This is a genomic window from Siculibacillus lacustris (assembly GCF_004328075.1).
GTDB classification, from domain to species: domain Bacteria; phylum Pseudomonadota; class Alphaproteobacteria; order Rhizobiales; family Ancalomicrobiaceae; genus Siculibacillus; species Siculibacillus lacustris.
In genome coordinates, this window is record NZ_SJFN01000013.1 from 1 (window position 1) to 16159 (window position 16159).

The following is a 16159-nucleotide window of genomic DNA, read 5'->3' on the forward strand; positions in this document are numbered from 1 at the left end:
TCTTCTCGCCCCATTCGGCACCGGTGTGGGCGCCGATCTCCAGCTCCATCAGGCGCTCCGCGGCGAAGCCGATCATCTCGCGCAAAACATCGGCGTCGGCGCTCTTCTCCACGAGCGTCCGTAGGCTCATCATCATGTCGGTCATCGGTGGCTCCTCGGTCGGGTTGGTTCTCGCAACTCCGACCATACCGCCGCACCGCCGATGACCACCGTTCTCGTCAGCTACACCACTTCATGGGACACGACCTTCGTCGCCCGGCGGAGCGCGGATCATCCGAACTACCCGAAGGCCAATCCGCGCAGCGACTGCAATGCCAAGAAGGTGCAGGGAGTCGTCGTCACCTATCGCGCCGCGCGCGACTGGATCGGCGAAGATCGTCTCGTCTTCGACATCTTCTTCCCCGGCGGCGCTCAGCGACATGTCGAAGTGGCGGTGAACGTGAAGTGACGCTCGCGCCGGAGCCCGGGAACCGATCGCGCCGGGGCGTCCGCACGGCCGTCCGCTCGACCCGGCCTCGCCCTCATGGCGCCGGGAACAGCGCGTCGGTGCGATCCTACAGCCGGTAGGCGACGAGACCGATCCATTCGCGGGCCGCCACGTCGAAGCGGGTGAGGCCGCCGCTGACCGGTCCGAGCGGGCTCAACCGATCGCTGGGCCCCCGTGTGCGGTAATCGACCGGATGGGCGACCACCCGGAACCCCGCCCGACGGAAGCAGTCGATCGAGCGCGGCATGTGCCAGGCCGAGGTCACCAGCCACCAGGTCTGATCGGGCCGCGGCTTCAGGATCTCGGCGGAGAAGCGGGCGTTCTCTTCCGTATTGCGCGACTTCGTCTCGATCTCCAGCCGATCGGAATCGAGCCCCAGCGCGCCGATCCGCGCCTTCACGATCTCCGCCTCGGAGATCTCGGGCCGGCCGTAATATTCGCCGGTGCCGCTGGTGAACATCAGCCGCGCCTGCGGGAAGCGGCGGGCGAGCTCGAGGAGCGCGGTCACCCGGTCGCCGGCTTCGTTGAGTTCGAGGAGGTTGCCGCGCGCCCGCGCCACCCGTTCGTCGACGGCGCCGCCCAGCACGATGATCCCGTCGGGCGCCGGCGCCACGGCGTCGGGGGCGGGGAACCGCTCCTCGAGCGGCGCCAAGGCGAGAGTGCCGACGGGTCCGAAACCGATCGCTGCGAGGAGAAGCGCCGCGGCGAAGGCGATCCGCGCCGGCCAGCGCCGCCGGCGGCGGCCGAGGCTCGCCGCGGCGGCGGCGACCAGCACGATCGTCAGCGCGTTCGACGGCGCTGCCAGATACCACAGCGGTTTGGACAGGAAATAGAACATCGTCGGCTCGCCCCGCTCCTCGGCGGCGCGCCGCCTCAGTTCACCGCGTGATGACGCGCCATGAAGCGGCCGTCGGCGGCTTCGATGAAGGCTTCTTCGATCTGGGGATGGCGCAGCGGTTCGCCGGTGTCGTCGGCGAGCAGATTCTGCTCGGAGACATAGGCGACGTATTCGCTCTCGGCGTTCTCCGCGTAGAGATGGTAGTAGGGCTGATCCTTGTTCGGACGAATGTCCTCGGGGATCGCCTCCCACCATTCCTCGGTATTGCAGAACACCGGATCGACGTCGAAGACGACGCCGCGAAACGGGTAGACCCGATGGCGCACGACCTGACCGATGCCGAACTTGGCGACCCGACTAATGGACCCTGACGTCAACGCCCGCCCCCATGCGATGCCGGCCCCGAGGGGGATCTGCGCGCCCCGCACCCCTCGGCCCGTCGAAATATCAGACCTGTCCAAGAGTCACGAGGCCTCGGACGGAGTCAAGATCGATGGGCAGGGATTCCGCGTATCGAACCGATTCGCACGGCCGATCCAGGCACCGAACGGCCGCGATCCTTCGCCGCGGCCCCGAAAATCGGGGTCGCGGCCGGTGCGATGCGGTATTCGGAGGCGCAAGGCTCAGAGGGCGTAGGCGGCGGCGAAGGCCGGGTCCTTGGCGGCCACCGCGCGGGCGAGATCGACGATCACCTTGGCCTGTTTCCAGGTGGCGTCGTCCTGCATCTTGCCGTCGATCATCACCGCGCCGGACCCGTCGGGCATCGCCGCCAGGATCTTGGCGGCGAAGGCGACCTCGGCCGGATCGGGCGAGAACACCCGCTTGGCGATGTCGATCTGGGTCGGATGCAGCGACCAGGCGCCGAGGCAGCCCATCAGGAAGGCGTTGCGGAACTGCGCCTCGCAGGCGGCGAGGTCGGAGAAGTCGCCGAACGGGCCGTAGAAGGCCTTGATCCCCGCCGATTGGCAGGCGTCGACCATCTTGGCGACGGTGTAGTGCCAGAGATCCTGCTGGAATCGAGCGCGCGGCGCCGCCCCGGCGTCGTCGGCGAGCACCACGTAGTCGGGATGGCCGCCGCCGACCCGCGTCGTCTTCATGCCGCGCGAGGCGGCGAGATCGGCCGGGCCGAGGCTCATGCCGTGCATCCGCGGGCTCGCCGTGGCGATCGCCTCGACGTTCTTGACGCCTTCGGCGGTCTCCAGGATCGCATGGATCAGGATCGGCTTTCCGACCCCGTGGCGCGCCTCGAGCTGCGCCAGCAACTGGTCGAGGAAATGGATGTCCCAAGGTCCTTCGACCTTGGGCAGCATGATCACGTCGAGTTTTTCGCCGACCGCCGCGACGATCTCGGTCAGATCGTCGAGCACCCACGGCGAATTCAGGCAGTTGATCCGCGTCCACAGGCCCGTGCCCAGCGCGGCGAAGTCGGTCGCCCGCGCCAGTTCGATGAAACCGGCGCGCGCCGCGAGCTTCTGGTCGGCGGGAATGGCGTCCTCGAGATTGCCGAGCACCACGTCGACCTTGCCGGCGAGTTCCGGGATCTTGGCGCGGACCTTGTCGAGATGGGGCGGCACGAAATGGATCATCCGCTCGAGCCGCACCGGCACCTCGCGAAAGGGCGTCGGCGCCCCCACCGCGAGCGGGGCGAAGAAGGCACGGGGAGTCTTGACGGTCATCGGAAGGCCCCTTCGATTTTGCACTGCGAAACGGTTCGACCGCTCTAGAGCGCCCCCGCCCGCCACGCAACCCATCGATAAGTCGCAAGCCGCGGGGCGGGGGCTCCGGCGCGGCGGCCGGAACGTCCCAACGGTCGGCGCAGCGCGGATCCACCGGCGCGCCGGGCACGTCATCGAGGCTGCGGTGCCGCCCCGGGGTCGAAGCTCGGAAACCGGAGACGACGTCGCGGACGACCCTGGCGACGGCCCCCGTCACGTCGAAGTCGGCCGAATCGCGCCGCGCCGATCACCGCATGGTCGACCGATCGCTTCGACACCCCGAGGCTTCGATCGCGCGGGACGTCCGATCTGGCCCGGGTGCGAGTGACGAGGCTGATCCCACGGGCGAGATGATCGCGCACCGGGCCGGGTGTCGACGTCACGCCGGAGCGGCGGGTATCTTTCGGGGCCTATCCGAGCGGTCCGCGCAGCTCGGCCCGCGGGCGAGGCGATGGCGCGCCGGAGAGGCCTCGGCATCCGCCGTCGAGAGGCGCCGCGCTCGCGCCGCCGCCCGATCGTCCCGGACGCGCGACACGGTGACCTTCGGCGGCTTCGACCGCCTGCGTCCGGCGAGCGGAGGCTGCGGCGACGGTGTTCGGCTGCGACCCGGCTCCGGTAGCCCTATCGGCAATCGATCGCCGCCGATCCTCGGGTCGGGCAGGGCGGTCGCGCGAAGGGCGCGCCGCGGTCTCCGCCTCGCGGGAGTATCGGCGTTGACGCCGCGCCGCCGCGCCGCCATTCTGCCGCGCCCCGATCGATCGCCCAGCCCGCGGCCACCGGCCATGCCACTCGGCCCCCGGTGCAGGCAACGTCACTCTGCCGCCGGCCGCCGGCCGCGCTGCTCGGATCGTCGGAGAAGGAATTCGATGCAACAGGTCCTGGCGCTCGCGTTGCCCTTCTTCGGTCTGATCTTCATCGGTTGGGCCTGTGGCAAGTGGCGCCGCCTGCCGGCCGAAGGCCTCGCCTGGCTCAACTTCTTCGTCGTCTGGGTGTCGCTGCCGGCGTTGTTCTTCCAACTCCTGTCACGCACTCCGATCGAACAACTGGCCAATTGGTCCTTCGTCGCCACCACCACTTTCTCGACGGCGGTGGTCTTCGCCCTCGCCCTCGGCGTCGGCCTGGCGCTCAATCGCGGAAACCTGCGCGAGGCGGCGATCACCGCGGTCGCCGGCGCCTATTCCAACATCGGCTACATGGGGCCCGGCCTCACTGCCGCCGCGCTCGGCCCCGAGGCGACGGTCCCGACCGCCCTGGTGTTCTGCTTCGACAACGCCCTCCTGTTCACGCTGGTGCCGCTCCTGATGGCGCTCGCCGATCGCAACCGCCGCGGCTTCCTGCCCACCGCCCGCGACATCGTCGGGCGCATCCTCCTCCACCCCTTCATCCTCGCCACCATCGCGGGGGTCGGCGCCGCCGCCCTGCAGATCCACCCGCCGGTGGTGATCGACCGGATGCTGACGTCGCTGATGCAGGCCGCCGCGCCCTGCGCCCTCTTCGCCATGGGGGTGACCGTCGGCCTGCGCCCGGTCGAGCGCATCACCGCCGAGATTCCTCTGGTCCTGACGATCAAACTGATCGTCCACCCGCTCCTGGTCTTTGCGCTGCTGGTGACGATCGGCGGCTTCCCCCCGATCTGGGTCGAGACCGCCCTGCTGATGGCCTGTCTACCGCCGGCCCTCAACGTCTACGTGCTCGCCCAGCAATATCACGCGCACCTGTCGGAGGCCTCGGCGATCGTCCTGATCGGCACCGTCGTCTCGGTCGCCACCGTCACCGCCTTTCTCTATCTCGTCACCCAGGGCCTGCTGCCGACGGCCTTCTGAGCCGAAGCGACGCCGAACCCGTCGAGGTCGAGTCCGCGCATCAGCCGCGGCGCCGCCACCGTCGGCCCGAGCCCTTCGCGCATCATCTGCCGCCGCAGCCCGCCGATCCGCAGCGCCAGATGCAGCCCGACCGCCCGCACCGCCTGCGCCGGCAGGCCGTCGGAGAGCAAGGTGCGATTGATCAGATCGACCCCGCGCGTGCGGGTCTCCACGTCGAGCCGCCGCGCCCGCTCGTGCGCCCGCATCACCCCGTCGCCGCCGATGTCCTCGCCCTGCCGTCGCGCCGCCACCACCACCTCGGCGAGGTCGGCGATGTCGCGCAGCGACAAATTCAGGCCCTGCGCACCGATCGGCGGGAAGGCATGCGCCGCCTCGCCGACCAGCGCGATGCGGTCGCGACCGCAACGGGCCGCGATCAGGCTCGACAGCGGCCAGATCCGCCGCTCCGAGACCACCCGCATCGCCCCGAGGATCGAATGGGCCCGCCGTTCCGCCTCCCGCGCCAGGGTGTCGTCGTTGAGCGCCGCCAGCGCCGCTACCGTCTCCGGCGTGTCGATCAGCACCGCCGAAGACCGATCGCCGCCCGGCAAGGGCACCAGCACGAAGGGACCGTGGCGGGCATGAAACTCGGTCGACACGCCGTCGTGGGGTTTGCCATGCGCGAAGTTCAGGACCAGCGCCGACTGCGGCAGTGCCCATTCGCGGGTATCGATCCCCGCCGCCCGCCGCATCGGCGATCCGCGCCCATCGGCCGCCACCACCAGCCGGGCGGCGAGCGACCCGCCCCCGTCGAGCCGCAGGTCGATCGCCCCGGCACCCGCCGCGACCGCCCCGACCATCGCTTCGATGCGCCGCAGACCGGCGGCGTTACGGGCGCGCGTGTCCAAGATCGCCGTCAGGTCGGCGTTGGCGATGTTCACCCCGAAGGCGTCGAGCCCGAGTTCGCGCGCCGAGAACAGCACTTCCGGCGCCCGCAACAGGCGTCCGGTGTCGTCGACGATGCGCATCGCCTCGAGGCCGCATCCCGCCGCGGCGATCGCCTCCCAGACCCCGAGCGCCTTCAGGAAGTCGCGCGAACCGCCCAGCAGTGCCGTGGTGCGGACGTCGTCGGGGCGGCTCGTCGGCGCCACCAGCACCGTCGAAAAGCCGAGGCCGGCGAACAGGATCGCCGCCGACAACCCGGCCGGCCCGGCGCCCACCACGGCGACTTCGCAGCGATCGTCGGCGATCGGGTTGGGCGCGCTCATCGTCTCGGTCTCCACTCGTCGGCCGCGGCGGTCGGTCGCGGCTCGGCCCGTCGTGTTCGACGGCTCTTGCGATATTGTTCGCATTATGTTCTCATCAAGGCAAGCGGAATCTGAAGGGTTGAGGCGAGCGGCGGAGGGGGGCATGAGCAGTCGCAGGGATCTCGGCGTCGTGCCGGGGACGCGGTTCCTCGGCGTGATCGATCTGGAGCGTGCCGCGCTGGCGCGCTGGTGCCGCGGCGATCCTTCGGGGTTTCTCGAACTCGCCGACCCCGAGGTCACCTATTTCGATCCCTTTCTCGCCCGGCGGCTCGACGGGCTGGCCGCCTTGACCGCCTATTACGAGGGCTTGCGCGGCCGCATCGCCGCGGCGAGTTGGGAGATGATCGATCCGCGCCTCGACGATCTCGGCGACGCGGCGATCCTGACCTTCCGCTTTCGGTCGCTGACCGCCGCCGGTTTCGAACACTTGTGGAATGCCACGGAAGTATGGGTGGCGGGCGCGAGCGGTCCGCGCCTGCGCCACACCCACTGGTCGATCGCCGCCGCGGTCGATGCCGCGCCGTGATCGGAATTCACCGTCCCGGCCTTGCAAGCCGGGCACGCCTGGGCCATGTCGGAACCATGAGCACGACGACGACCGAGCGGGGGAGCGGTGACGATGCGGCGATGCGGCCGCCGCCGCCGGCTGCGTTCGGCCGTACAGGTTTCGGTCCGCGCGTCGCGGTGCTCGTGGCGATCACCCTCGCGGTCGGCCTCGGTTGGGCGCGCCTGATCGCGATGATCGCCGCGGCGCTGCCGTCCGCGGACATGGCGGCCTTCGGGCCGGGTATGGGTGTTCTGAACTATTTCAATGGCTTCCAGGCGTTTCCTCCCGAGGTTCGGGCGGCGCTCGGGGCGCTGTGCGGGCCGGAGACGGGGGCCTGGACGGGAGCCGACTGGGGGCTCGCGGCGGCGATGTGGGTGGCGATGGTCGCCGCCATGATGCTGCCGACCGCCGTTCCGGTGCTCCTCGCCGCCGCCGATCGCGAGGCGGCCGCACGCGCCGCCGGCCGCCCGGTCGCCTCGACCGTGGCGATCGCCGCCGGCTATCTCGCTGTGTGGGTCGCCTTCGCGCTGGTCGCGACGGTGCTTCAAGGGGCGGCCACTGCCGCGCGACTGCTGACCCCGGCGGGGATGGCGGCGAGTTTCGGGCTGGCCGGAACCACTCTGATCGCCGCCGGTCTCTATCAGTTCACACCGCTCAAACGCGCCTGTCTGGCGCGTTGCCGCCACCCGGCGCCGCTTCTCGCCGAGCTCGCGCCGTCGTCGCTGCGCGCCGCCTTGCACCAGGGCGTCGTCCTCGGTGTCGACTGTCTCGGCTGCTGTTGGGCGCTGATGGCGGCGATGTTCGCGGTCGGCGTGATGAACATCCTGTGGATCGTCGGGCTCGGCGCCGTGATGGTCCTCGAGAAGACCCATCCGTCGCCGCGCATCGTGCCCGCGGTCGGTGTCGTGCTCGTCGTCTGCGGCCTCGCCGCGATCGCCGCCTCGCCGTTCGGTGCGGCCCTGCTCGCCCGATTCTGATGGTCCTCGTTTTCGAAGGTTGCCCATGTCGATTGTCGCCCTTCTCGCCGATCCCGCCGCCTGGCTCAGTCTGGTCACCCTGACGGCGCTCGAGATCGTGCTCGGCATCGACAACGTCGTGTTTCTGTCGGTGGCGACCGGCCATCTGCCGGCGGTGGAAGCGGCGCGAGCGCGCCGGCTCGGCCTGGCGCTGGCGCTCGGCTTCCGCATCGCCTTGCTCTTCGCAATCTCCTGGATCGTCTCGCTGAAGGATCCGGTGGTCTCGCCCTTCGGCCATCCTGTGTCGGTCAAGGACCTGATCCTGATCGGCGGCGGCCTGTTCCTGATCTGGAAGGCGGTCGGCCACATCCATGAAGAGGTCGAAGAACCGGTGCTCGCCACCGCGCGCCGCGCCGCGCCCTCGGCCTTCGCCGCGGTGGTCGGTCAGATCGTCGTCATCGACATCGTCTTCTCGCTCGATTCGATCATCACCGCCGTGGGTCTCGCCCAGGAGGTCGCGGTGATGATCACCGCGGTGATCCTGGCGGTTGGGGTGATGTACGTCGCCGCCGGACCGGTCTCCGGCTTCATCGCCCGTCATCCGACCACCAAGATCCTGGCGCTCGCCTTTCTGTTGCTGATCGGCGTGGCGCTGGTCGCCGACGGCGTCGGCTTCCACCTCGAACGCGGCTACATCTATGCCGCCATGGCCTTCGCGGCGGCCGTCGAAGGTCTGAACATCCTCGCCAAGGCCCGCCGCGAGGCGGACCGGCGACCCGACTGACCCGCCGGCGCTCGTCCGACGGCTCGGGCTGCGGCCCGAACCCTCGGGCGGCCGCCGGCGAAGTGCAGACGTCCGAGTGTCGCCGGTGTCCCCGGCGGCCGATCGAGGAGCGACGAAGATGATCCATGCGGTGCGCGTACACGAGACCGGCGGTCCCGAGCGGTTGATCTACGAGGAAGTGGCGATCGGTGCGCCGGGACCCGGCGAAGCGCGGGTGCGTCACCGGGCGATCGGCGTCAACTTCATCGACGTCTATTTCCGCACCGGCCTCTATCCTTCGCCGACCGGTCTGCCCTTCGTGCCGGGCAACGAGGGCGCCGGCGAAGTGGTGGCGGTCGGGGACGGCGTGACCTCCGTCGCCCCCGGCGATCGCGTCGCCTATGTTGGGCCGATCGGCTCCTATGCCGACGAGCGTCTCGTCCCCGCCGATCGTCTGGTCAAGATCCCCGACGGCATCTCCGACGAGATCGCCGCCGCCGCCATGCTCAAGGGCATGACGGTGCAGTATCTGCTCAACCGGACCTACAAGGTCGGGCCGGGGACCACCGTGCTGTTCCACGCGGCGGCCGGCGGCGTCGGCCAGATCGCCGGGCAATGGGCCAAACATCTCGGGGCCACGGTGATCGGCACCGCCGGCGGCCCGGAGAAGGTGGCGCTGGCCCTGACCCGCGGCTACGACCATGTCATCGACTACCGCGCCGTCGACTTCGTGCCGGCGGTCAAGGAACTCACCGGCGGCCGTGGCGTCGACGTGGTCTACGATTCGATCGGCCGCGACACCTTTCCGAAGTCCCTCGACTGCCTGCGCCCGCTCGGCACCTGGGTGTCCTTCGGCAACGCCTCCGGCCCGGTTCCGGCGTTCGAGTTGACCGAGCTGGCCAAGCGCGGCTCGCTCTTCGCCACCCGCGCCTCGCTGTTCACCCACATCGCCGCCCGCGCCGACCTCGAGGCGATCGCCGCGGATCTGTTCTCGGTGATCGCCGGCGGCGCGGTCGAAATCCCTCTGATGAAGGCTTGGAAACTGTCGGAAGCCGCCGACGCTCATCGAACCCTGGAGGCCCGTCTGACCACCGGCTCGATGATCCTTCTGCCCTGAACGGCCGAGGGTCGCGGCGACGGCGCTGAGGGAGCGGCGCACCGCGCTGCCGCGGAAGCACCGAGGATGGGGACCCTTGGCGAGGCGCCCGCGAAGGTTGCTGTGACGGCGCGGAGATTCCGGCGCACCGTGGCGGGCGCCGGAACCGCGATGGCGGGCGATCGTCACGGGACGTCCGCGAGGGTTTGACTACTGCGCGGAGGCGCCGGGCGCTACGGCATCCGCTCGGTTTGGTGCGCGCCGCCTGAGGGCGTGCACCGGAGGGGCAATGCGCCGGGCTCTGCCGCTGCCCGTTGCGGGGAGCGGCGGCGACGCGACGACGCGTGCGGCGGACCCTGACGCTCCGCACGCGGCGCGAAGGCATTGCGCGCGGTCACGCTCGGGCGGCGACGCCCGGACCGTCCGTCGTGCACGTGTGTGGGTTGCGGGATGCGTTGCGGGATCCGCCACGGCGCGCGGTCGCGGTTGCGCGGCTTCGGCGCCTCGGGCAGCATGCCGGCGAGGGGCCGCCGCCGATGGCGCGCGAAGGGGGAGCGGGCGCATGCACAAGGGACGTCTCGAAGCCTTCAGCGACGGCGTGCTGGCGATCGTCATCACCATCATGGTGCTGGAGCTGAAGGTCCCGCACGGCACCGATCCGGGGGCGCTCCTCGCGCTCGCGCCGGTGTTCCTGTCCTATGTCCTGAGCTTCGTCTATGTCGGGATCTACTGGAACAACCACCATCACATGATGCAGGCGGTGCACCGGGTCGACGGCGCGGTGCTGTGGGCCAATCTGCATCTGTTGTTCTGGCTGTCGCTGTTCCCCTTCGTCTCCGGTTGGCTCGGCGAGAACCATTTCGCCGGTCTGCCGGTGGCGCTCTACGGCGTCGTTCTGCTCGCCGCGGCGGTTGCCTATTACATCCTGGTCGTGACCCTGCGCCGGCTGCACGGCCCCGAGACCGAGTTCGCCCGCGCCGTCGGCGGCACCGCCAAGGAGCGCCTGTCGCTCCTGTTCTATTTCGCGGCGATCCCGCTCGCCTTCGTCGCCGCCTGGGCCTCGCTCGCGCTCTATGTCGGGGTCGCCGTGGTCTGGCTGATCCCCGATCGGCGCTTCGAGAAGGTGCTGCTCGAGGTCGAGGGCATCGACCCGCGGCCGTGAGCGATCCGGCCGGCACGGGGGCCGGCGACGCCGCTCAGCCGACCGCGGTGCCGACCAGATCGTAGGCGTCGGTCGCCTCGATCTTGACGGTGACGATCTCGCCGACCCGGAGCGGCCAGTTGGTGCGGACGTGGACCTTGCCGTCGATCTCCGGGGCGTCCCATTTGGTGCGCCCGCGCGCCGTGCCGACGCCCACTTCGTCGATCAGCACCGGCAGGCGCCGGCCGATCCGCGCCTTCTGGATGCGCGCCGCGATCCCCTGCTGATGGGCCATCAGCCGATGCCAGCGCTCGTCCTTGATCGCTTCCGGCACGGCGCCGGGCAGGTCGTTGGCGACCGCACCGCGCACCGCCTCGTAGCGGAACGCGCCGACCCGGTCGAGCTTGGCCTCGCTCAGCCAATCGAGCAGCACCTGGAAGTCGGCTTCGGTTTCGCCGGGGAAGCCGACGATGAAGCTCGAGCGGATCGCCAGATCCGGCACCGCCCGCCGCCACGCCGCGAAGCGCTCGAGCGTCTTTTCCTGCGACGCCGGCCGGCGCATCGCCCTGAGCACCGGCGCGGCCGCATGCTGCAGCGGAATGTCGAGATAGGGCAAGATCTTGCCCGCCGCCATCAGATCGATCACCTCGTCGACGTGCGGGTAGGGGTAGACGTAGTGGAGCCGCACCCACGCGCCCATCTCGCCGAGTTCGCGGGCGAGATCGACGAATTTGGCGCGGACCTCGCGATCCTTGAACGGCGAGGCGGCATAGCGCAGATCCTGGCCATAGGCCGAGGTGTCCTGGGAGATCACCAGGATCTCCTTGACCCCCGCCTTGACCAGCTTCTCCGCCTCGCGCAGCACCTCGCCGGCCGGCCGCGAGACCAGATCGCCGCGCAGATGCGGGATGATGCAGAAGGTGCAGCGATTGTTGCAGCCTTCCGAGATCTTCAGATAGGCGTAGTGGCGCGGGGTCAGACGGATGCCCTGCGGCGGCACCAGATCGAGGTGGGGATCGTGGGCCGGCGGGATCGCCGCATGGACCGCCGCCACCACGCTCTCGTAGGCCTGCGGCCCGGTGATCGCCAGGAGGTCGGGAAAGCGCTCGGTGATGTCGCCGGGCTCGGCGCCCATGCAGCCGGTCACCACCACGCGGCCGTTCTCGGCCATCGCCTTGCCGATCGCGTCGAGGCTCTCGGCCTTGGCGCTGTCGAGGAAGCCACAGGTGTTGACCACCACCACGTCGGCGCCGGCGTGCCCGCGGGTGAGCTCGTAGCCCTCCGAGCGCAGGTGGGTGACGATGCGTTCGCTGTCGACCAGCGCCTTCGGGCAGCCGAGGCTGACGAAGGAAACCTTGGGGGCGCCGGAGCGCGGGCGGGCGGCGAGGGGAGCGAGGGTTTCGGTCATGGCCGAGACAGATGGGAGAGACCGCGCCGGAAAGCAAGGCCTGCCGCCGATCTCCACCTCACGAACCGTTCGCGATTCCGCCCCGCGTCACCGCCGCGGCGACCAGATCGGCGACGCCGTCGTCCTCGCCGATCGCCGCGACGTGGTGAATCACCGACGGCCGCACCGCCACCGTCGCCGCCACGTCGTCGATGGCATGGGTACCGGCCGAGACGAACAGCCCGACCACGATCTCCGGCGGGCCGGCGCCGATCACCGTGTCGAAGCGCGGCGCCTCCTCGATGAAGCCGAGCTGCGGCGCGCGCCCGAGACGGGCGGCGAGCGCCGCGGCGATGTGCTCGCTCGACGTCCGACTGCCGGCGTCGCCGCTCGCCGAGCCGTGGGCGATCAACACGACGCGCAGGTCGTCGCGCCCGCTCGCCGCCGCGACCGCCGCGATCCGTGCCGCCAGGAGATCGATCAGCCCGGGATCGTGGCCGAACACCGGCAATCGCGTCGCCGCGGCGAGGCCCTGTTCTTCCAACACCCGCGGCAGCCGCACCCGGACGAAGCGGCCTTCGGTCATGAACAGCGGATAGATCACCGGACGCGCCGCAGCACTTCCCAGCCGTTCACGCGCCGCGGCGAAGCTCTCGGGGCGCTTCAGGGTCGCCCAGGCGACGGGCAGGGGCAGGCGGACGGCGAGCCGTGTCGCCAGCCGGCGCAGCGTCGCATCCTGCGGGTCGGCACCGCCGTCGCCGTGCGCGACGATCAGCAGGCCGGTCGCTGCGGGGGCCGGGGGCGCCGTCACAGCGTCCCGGGCTTGCCGCTGCCCGGCGTCGCCGGCGTCGCGCCGCCGCCCGTCGGCGGGGTCAGCAATCGGCCGTTGACCGCGACGCTGGCGCCGTCGATGTCGAAACGCCAGACCGAGGCGCCTTCGCGGCGGTCGGCGAAGCTCTGGGCGATCGTCAGCCCTTGGAGCACCGTCTGGCCCTGCGGCCCGGTCTTCGGGTCGGAGACCAGCCGCTCGACCGCGTCGAGGCCGGTCGCCCGCACCGTGACGTAGCCGGTGACGCCGCCCTTGCCCGCCGCCAGCCGACCGTCGACCTCGACCGCGTAGAGGCTCGAGCGGAGGCGGATGCCGGAGAGATCGATCTCGGCCTTGCCGCCCGGCAGGAACAGCGCGGTGATCTGCGCCGCCGTCGCGTCGTCGACCGGCTTCGCCGCGGCGAAATCGGCGCTGTCGAGGAACACCGACAGCGGGGTCGCCAGATCATAGCCGGTGACCACCGCGCCGATCGCCAGATCGGTGGGAATCAGCCGTCCGATCCAGCCCGGCACGACGATCGAATGGACCTCGAGCCCGTCGACGGTCATCCGCCAGTCGAATCGCCCGTCGCGGGCGAGGCCGCGCACATCGGCGCTCGCGCCGAGCGCCTTGGCGTTGCCGAAGCCGAACGGCGTCTCGATCGACAGGGTCTTGGCCGCCACCGTCTGACGCATCCGTTCGAACAGCGGCAGCAGGGCCTGCAGGCGGGTCTTCAGCGCCCCCTGGCCGACGGTGAAATCGTCATGGTCATGGTGGGCGACGAGATGACGCCACAGCGCCAGGAGTGGCTCGATCCGGAACCCGTCGATCGCCACGTCGGTGCGGACGTCGTCGAGCCCGACGGTGATGGTGATCTCCGGAACACCGGCCCCCGCCGCGCCGGTGATGTGAAACGTCTCGGTGAGCTTGGCGACGGTCTGGTTGGACACCACGTCGGATCCGACGCCGTTCGCTGCCGGACGTCCCTCGGCCCGCAGCGACAGGCCGCTGTCGGTCTTGACCACCTCGACGCGCTGCGGCTCGCCGGGCTTCTGCTGGACCGAGGTGGTGGTGGAGGTGGCGACCTCGGCGGTCGTGGTCGACGTGCCTCGGGTCGGATCGGCGACGGATTCCGAGCGGATGCCCTCGAAGCGCATCTGCATCGTCTGGTCGGCCACCGCCAGCGCGAAGGGGCCGACGGCGTCGTAGGTCGCCCGGATGCTGCCGTCGGCCCCGTGCGTCTGGGTCGAGCGCAGATGTCCGAGGCGCAGGTCGATGCCGAAGCTCTTGAGCGGGGCGGCGAGGGCGTCGCCGTCGACGTCGACGAGGTAGGACTCGCCCTGCGGCGCCACCGTCACGATTGCCGGGGCGCCCGGCGCAGCCCGGCCGAGATAGGCCTCGATCTCCGCCCGAATCGCCGCGGCACCGGCCGCCGTCGCTTCGATCGCATCGGCCGGCATCGCGGCTGCGAGCCCGAGGCCCAGCGCACCGAGGACCGAAACGGCGCGGCGACGCGCGCCGGAGCGGCGGCGGGACAGGCGAGATGCGGTCATGGAACCCTCCGCGGATCGAGCGATCGCGCCGATCCTACGACAGGCCGAGGGTCGGCGCGAGGGCTGCCGCGTCGCAGCGAACCCACAGATTCCAGGGTCCGTCGGCGGTGGGGGAGGGGGGAATGCGACGAAGGGCCCGACGCGCCGCGTCGGACCCTTCGAAGGAAACTGGCTCCGCGAGCAGGACTCGAACCTGCGACCATTCGATTAACAGTCGAACGCTCTACCAACTGAGCTATCGCGGAAGACGCCGTGTTCGGCGTGCGGCGCGGTCTATACCAAGCTCCCCCCCGCTTGCCAAGTCCGTTCGACGCCTCGAGAGTGCCTTTCCCTGTGGACGCCGTCGCGCCGCGGGCGTAGGCGAGGGGCGCGAGAGCGGAAATGCCCGCCGTCGCCCCCCATCCGCCGCGTTGCGAGGACCCCGCCATGGCCGATCTCCCGTCCCTGCCGCGCCGCGACTTCGTGTTCGGCGGCGCCCGCTCCGGCAAGACCGGCGTGGCGCTCGCCCGCGCCGAATCGAGCGGCCTCGCGCCGGTGATGGTCGCCACCGCCCAGGCCTTCGACGACGAGATGGTCGCCCGCATCGCCGCCCATCGCGCCGAACGCGGTGCCGCCTGGGGCCTGATCGAGGAGCCGCTCGACCTCGTCGGCGTGCTCGCCCGCGCCGCCCCCGACCGCATCCTGGTGATCGACTGCCTGACGCTGTGGCTGTCCAACCTGATGCTCGCCGAACGCCCGGTCGAAGCCGAGATCGAAGCCTTCGCCGCCGCGCTCGAAGCCGTCGCCGGGCCGGTGATCGCGGTGTCCAACGAGGTCGGCCTCGGCATCGTGCCGGACAACGCGCTGGCTCGCCGGTTCCGCGATGCCCAAGGCCGCCTCAACCGCAGCGTGGCCGCCGTCGCCGATCGGGTGACCTTGGTGGTGGCCGGCCTGGAATTGCGGATAAAGCCCGGCGGTCAACTCGGCAATTAGTCGAAAACGGCCGAATTCCGCCCCAATTCCTGCGTCATCTGGTCGTAGCCGATTTCCCCGACGGTGCCGACCCGAATGGGGCCGGTCCCGATTTTTCGCAATGCGAAAGCGTGATCCTATGATCGCCGGGCGCCGCATCGATGCCGTCGCTCGGTCACATCGTCGACCGATCGGCGCGTCCGGAAGAGCGAGGTTTCCACGGTGAGCACACTCCCCCCCGTCGGGCCTCTCCTCGGCGAACACGAGACCGCCTTCGAGCGCGCCGCGACTCGGCGCGCCGGCGAGGCCGACTGCCGGACCTGCGGTCTGCGCTCGCGCTGCATCTCCTACGGTTGGCGTTCGCCGGGCGGCCTGTGGTTCGAAAACGCCGTGGTGCTGCGACCGCCGCCGGGCTGCCGCGGCTATGTCGGCCTCGGTCCGGAGATCCGCAGCCGCTTCGTCGATCACTGACACCGGGTCCCGTCGCACCGCTGCAAGGGAAGCGCGCGCCGAGGGCGCGATCGCACAATCGTCGTCTCTACAGGGAGGAGATTCGGGGGAAGGGTGGAGGCCTCGTCCGGATTCGAACCGGAGTACACGGATTTGCAGTCCGCTGCGTGACCACTCCGCCACGAGGCCCCACCGAGCCGGTTCGATATCGGAACACGCCGCCAGGGGCAACCCCTGTTTTCGCCGCGCCCTTGCCGCGGGTGGGGCCGCGGGTCCACCGTGGCGGTGCCGCGAGGCCCACCGACCGGGCGAAACCGGTCGCGGAGCCTCGCCGGGAATGGCTGCCACGCGGTCGCCC

General features: G+C 70.6%; 16 protein-coding genes, 2 tRNA genes and 1 pseudogene. 9 read left to right on the plus strand and 10 right to left on the minus strand.

Going from position 1 to position 16159, the window contains the following annotated elements:
• Nucleotides 1-145 (minus strand): annotated as a pseudogene (locus EYW49_RS10125) (IS256 family transposase); the annotation flags it as partial.
• Nucleotides 146-202: 57 nt separating this feature from the next.
• Between EYW49_RS10125 and EYW49_RS10130 the strand changes: the two are divergent.
• Nucleotides 203-448 (plus strand): hypothetical protein, encoded by a 246-nt coding sequence (locus EYW49_RS10130; protein ID WP_131309167.1) that lies wholly within the window; start codon nt 203-205, stop codon nt 446-448.
• Nucleotides 449-554: 106 nt separating this feature from the next.
• Here EYW49_RS10130 and EYW49_RS10135 read toward each other — a convergent pair whose 3' ends face one another.
• From EYW49_RS10135 to EYW49_RS10145, 3 genes are all read right to left on the minus strand, one after another.
• Nucleotides 555-1325 (minus strand): YdcF family protein, encoded by a 771-nt coding sequence (locus tag EYW49_RS10135; protein WP_131309171.1) that lies wholly within the window; start codon nt 1323-1325, stop codon nt 555-557.
• Between the two features lie 35 nt (nt 1326-1360).
• Entirely contained in the window at nt 1361-1702 is a 342-nt protein-coding gene (hspQ, locus tag EYW49_RS10140; protein WP_206365444.1) for a heat shock protein HspQ, read from the minus strand.
• Between the two features lie 246 nt (nt 1703-1948).
• Nucleotides 1949-3001: an HpcH/HpaI aldolase/citrate lyase family protein gene (locus EYW49_RS10145; protein WP_131309174.1), complete on the minus strand. Its 1053-nt coding sequence runs from the start codon at nt 2999-3001 to the stop codon at nt 1949-1951.
• Between the two features lie 905 nt (nt 3002-3906).
• Between EYW49_RS10145 and EYW49_RS10150 the strand changes: the two genes are divergently transcribed.
• On the plus strand, nt 3907-4863 hold the full coding sequence (locus EYW49_RS10150) for an AEC family transporter (protein WP_131309177.1): 957 nt from the start codon (nt 3907-3909) through the stop codon (nt 4861-4863).
• On the opposite strand, the gene EYW49_RS10155 is transcribed toward EYW49_RS10150, so the two are convergent.
• A complete protein-coding gene (locus tag EYW49_RS10155) occupies nt 4824-6110 on the minus strand; it encodes a UbiH/UbiF family hydroxylase (RefSeq protein ID WP_131309180.1) in 1287 nt (428 codons plus the stop codon). The two genes, EYW49_RS10150 and EYW49_RS10155, sit on opposite strands and share 40 nt — an antisense overlap.
• Before the next feature lie 142 nt (nt 6111-6252).
• On the opposite strand from EYW49_RS10155, the gene EYW49_RS10160 reads away from it, so the two are divergent.
• The 5 genes from EYW49_RS10160 (at nt 6253) to EYW49_RS10180 (ending at nt 10673) form a co-directional block, all read left to right on the plus strand.
• Nucleotides 6253-6675 carry a nuclear transport factor 2 family protein gene (locus tag EYW49_RS10160; protein ID WP_131309183.1) on the plus strand — a complete coding sequence of 141 codons (423 nt, stop codon included), beginning with the start codon at nt 6253-6255 and terminating at the stop codon, nt 6673-6675.
• A gap of 56 nt (nt 6676-6731) precedes the next feature.
• On the plus strand, nt 6732-7673 hold the full coding sequence (locus EYW49_RS10165) for a DUF2182 domain-containing protein (protein WP_165498202.1): 942 nt from the start codon (nt 6732-6734) through the stop codon (nt 7671-7673).
• 25 nt (nt 7674-7698) lie between these two features.
• Nucleotides 7699-8436, plus strand: coding sequence for a TerC family protein (locus EYW49_RS10170; RefSeq protein WP_323052988.1), 738 nt, complete (start codon nt 7699-7701; stop codon nt 8434-8436).
• Nucleotides 8437-8554: 118 nt separating this feature from the next.
• Nucleotides 8555-9532, plus strand: a complete 978-nt coding sequence (locus tag EYW49_RS10175; RefSeq protein ID WP_131309188.1) for a quinone oxidoreductase family protein — start codon at nt 8555-8557, stop codon at nt 9530-9532.
• A gap of 541 nt (nt 9533-10073) precedes the next feature.
• A complete protein-coding gene (locus EYW49_RS10180) occupies nt 10074-10673 on the plus strand; it encodes a TMEM175 family protein (RefSeq protein ID WP_131309191.1) in 600 nt (199 codons plus the stop codon).
• Nucleotides 10674-10707: 34 nt separating this feature from the next.
• Here the strand turns inward: EYW49_RS10180 and rimO are convergent, their stop codons facing one another.
• The 4 genes from rimO to EYW49_RS10200 all read right to left on the minus strand — a co-directional run bounded on the left by rimO (nt 10708) and on the right by EYW49_RS10200 (nt 14645).
• Nucleotides 10708-12060, minus strand: a complete 1353-nt coding sequence (gene rimO, locus EYW49_RS10185) for a 30S ribosomal protein S12 methylthiotransferase RimO (RefSeq protein WP_131309194.1) — start codon at nt 12058-12060, stop codon at nt 10708-10710.
• A 58-nt stretch (nt 12061-12118) separates the two neighbouring features.
• Nucleotides 12119-12850 carry a sirohydrochlorin chelatase gene (locus EYW49_RS10190; RefSeq protein ID WP_131309197.1) on the minus strand — a complete coding sequence of 244 codons (732 nt, stop codon included), beginning with the start codon at nt 12848-12850 and terminating at the stop codon, nt 12119-12121.
• Entirely contained in the window at nt 12847-14400 is a 1554-nt protein-coding gene (locus tag EYW49_RS10195; protein ID WP_131309200.1) for a hypothetical protein, read from the minus strand. The genes EYW49_RS10190 and EYW49_RS10195 overlap by 4 nt, the downstream gene beginning before the upstream one ends.
• Nucleotides 14401-14569: 169 nt before the next feature.
• Nucleotides 14570-14645 (minus strand) — tRNA-Asn (locus EYW49_RS10200).
• Nucleotides 14646-14826: 181 nt separating this feature from the next.
• Between EYW49_RS10200 and cobU the strand changes: the two genes are divergently transcribed.
• Nucleotides 14827-15372, plus strand: coding sequence for a bifunctional adenosylcobinamide kinase/adenosylcobinamide-phosphate guanylyltransferase (gene cobU, locus EYW49_RS10205; RefSeq protein ID WP_131309204.1), 546 nt, complete (start codon nt 14827-14829; stop codon nt 15370-15372).
• A 201-nt stretch (nt 15373-15573) separates the two neighbouring features.
• Nucleotides 15574-15822, plus strand: coding sequence for a hypothetical protein (locus EYW49_RS10210; RefSeq protein ID WP_131309207.1), 249 nt, complete (start codon nt 15574-15576; stop codon nt 15820-15822).
• Between the two features lie 94 nt (nt 15823-15916).
• On the opposite strand, the gene EYW49_RS10215 is transcribed toward EYW49_RS10210, so the two are convergent.
• Nucleotides 15917-15990, minus strand: a tRNA-Cys gene (locus tag EYW49_RS10215).
• Nucleotides 15991-16159 lie beyond the last annotated feature (169 nt).

Coding starts and splice junctions, on each gene's coding strand:
- EYW49_RS10155 (WP_131309180.1), bottom strand. CDS start 6,110: ATGAGCGCGCCCAACCCGATCGCCGACGATCGCTGCGAAGTCGCCGTG.
- rimO (WP_131309194.1), bottom strand. CDS start 12,060: ATGACCGAAACCCTCGCTCCCCTCGCCGCCCGCCCGCGCTCCGGCGCC.
- EYW49_RS10135 (WP_131309171.1), bottom strand. CDS start 1,325: ATGTTCTATTTCCTGTCCAAACCGCTGTGGTATCTGGCAGCGCCGTCG.
- EYW49_RS10150 (WP_131309177.1), top strand. CDS start 3,907: ATGCAACAGGTCCTGGCGCTCGCGTTGCCCTTCTTCGGTCTGATCTTC.
- EYW49_RS10145 (WP_131309174.1), bottom strand. CDS start 3,001: ATGACCGTCAAGACTCCCCGTGCCTTCTTCGCCCCGCTCGCGGTGGGG.
- EYW49_RS10170 (WP_323052988.1), top strand. CDS start 7,699: ATGTCGATTGTCGCCCTTCTCGCCGATCCCGCCGCCTGGCTCAGTCTG.
- EYW49_RS10160 (WP_131309183.1), top strand. CDS start 6,253: ATGAGCAGTCGCAGGGATCTCGGCGTCGTGCCGGGGACGCGGTTCCTC.
- EYW49_RS10165 (WP_165498202.1), top strand. CDS start 6,732: ATGAGCACGACGACGACCGAGCGGGGGAGCGGTGACGATGCGGCGATG.
- cobU (WP_131309204.1), top strand. CDS start 14,827: ATGGCCGATCTCCCGTCCCTGCCGCGCCGCGACTTCGTGTTCGGCGGC.
- EYW49_RS10180 (WP_131309191.1), top strand. CDS start 10,074: ATGCACAAGGGACGTCTCGAAGCCTTCAGCGACGGCGTGCTGGCGATC.
- EYW49_RS10130 (WP_131309167.1), top strand. CDS start 203: ATGACCACCGTTCTCGTCAGCTACACCACTTCATGGGACACGACCTTC.
- EYW49_RS10195 (WP_131309200.1), bottom strand. CDS start 14,400: ATGACCGCATCTCGCCTGTCCCGCCGCCGCTCCGGCGCGCGTCGCCGC.
- EYW49_RS10175 (WP_131309188.1), top strand. CDS start 8,555: ATGATCCATGCGGTGCGCGTACACGAGACCGGCGGTCCCGAGCGGTTG.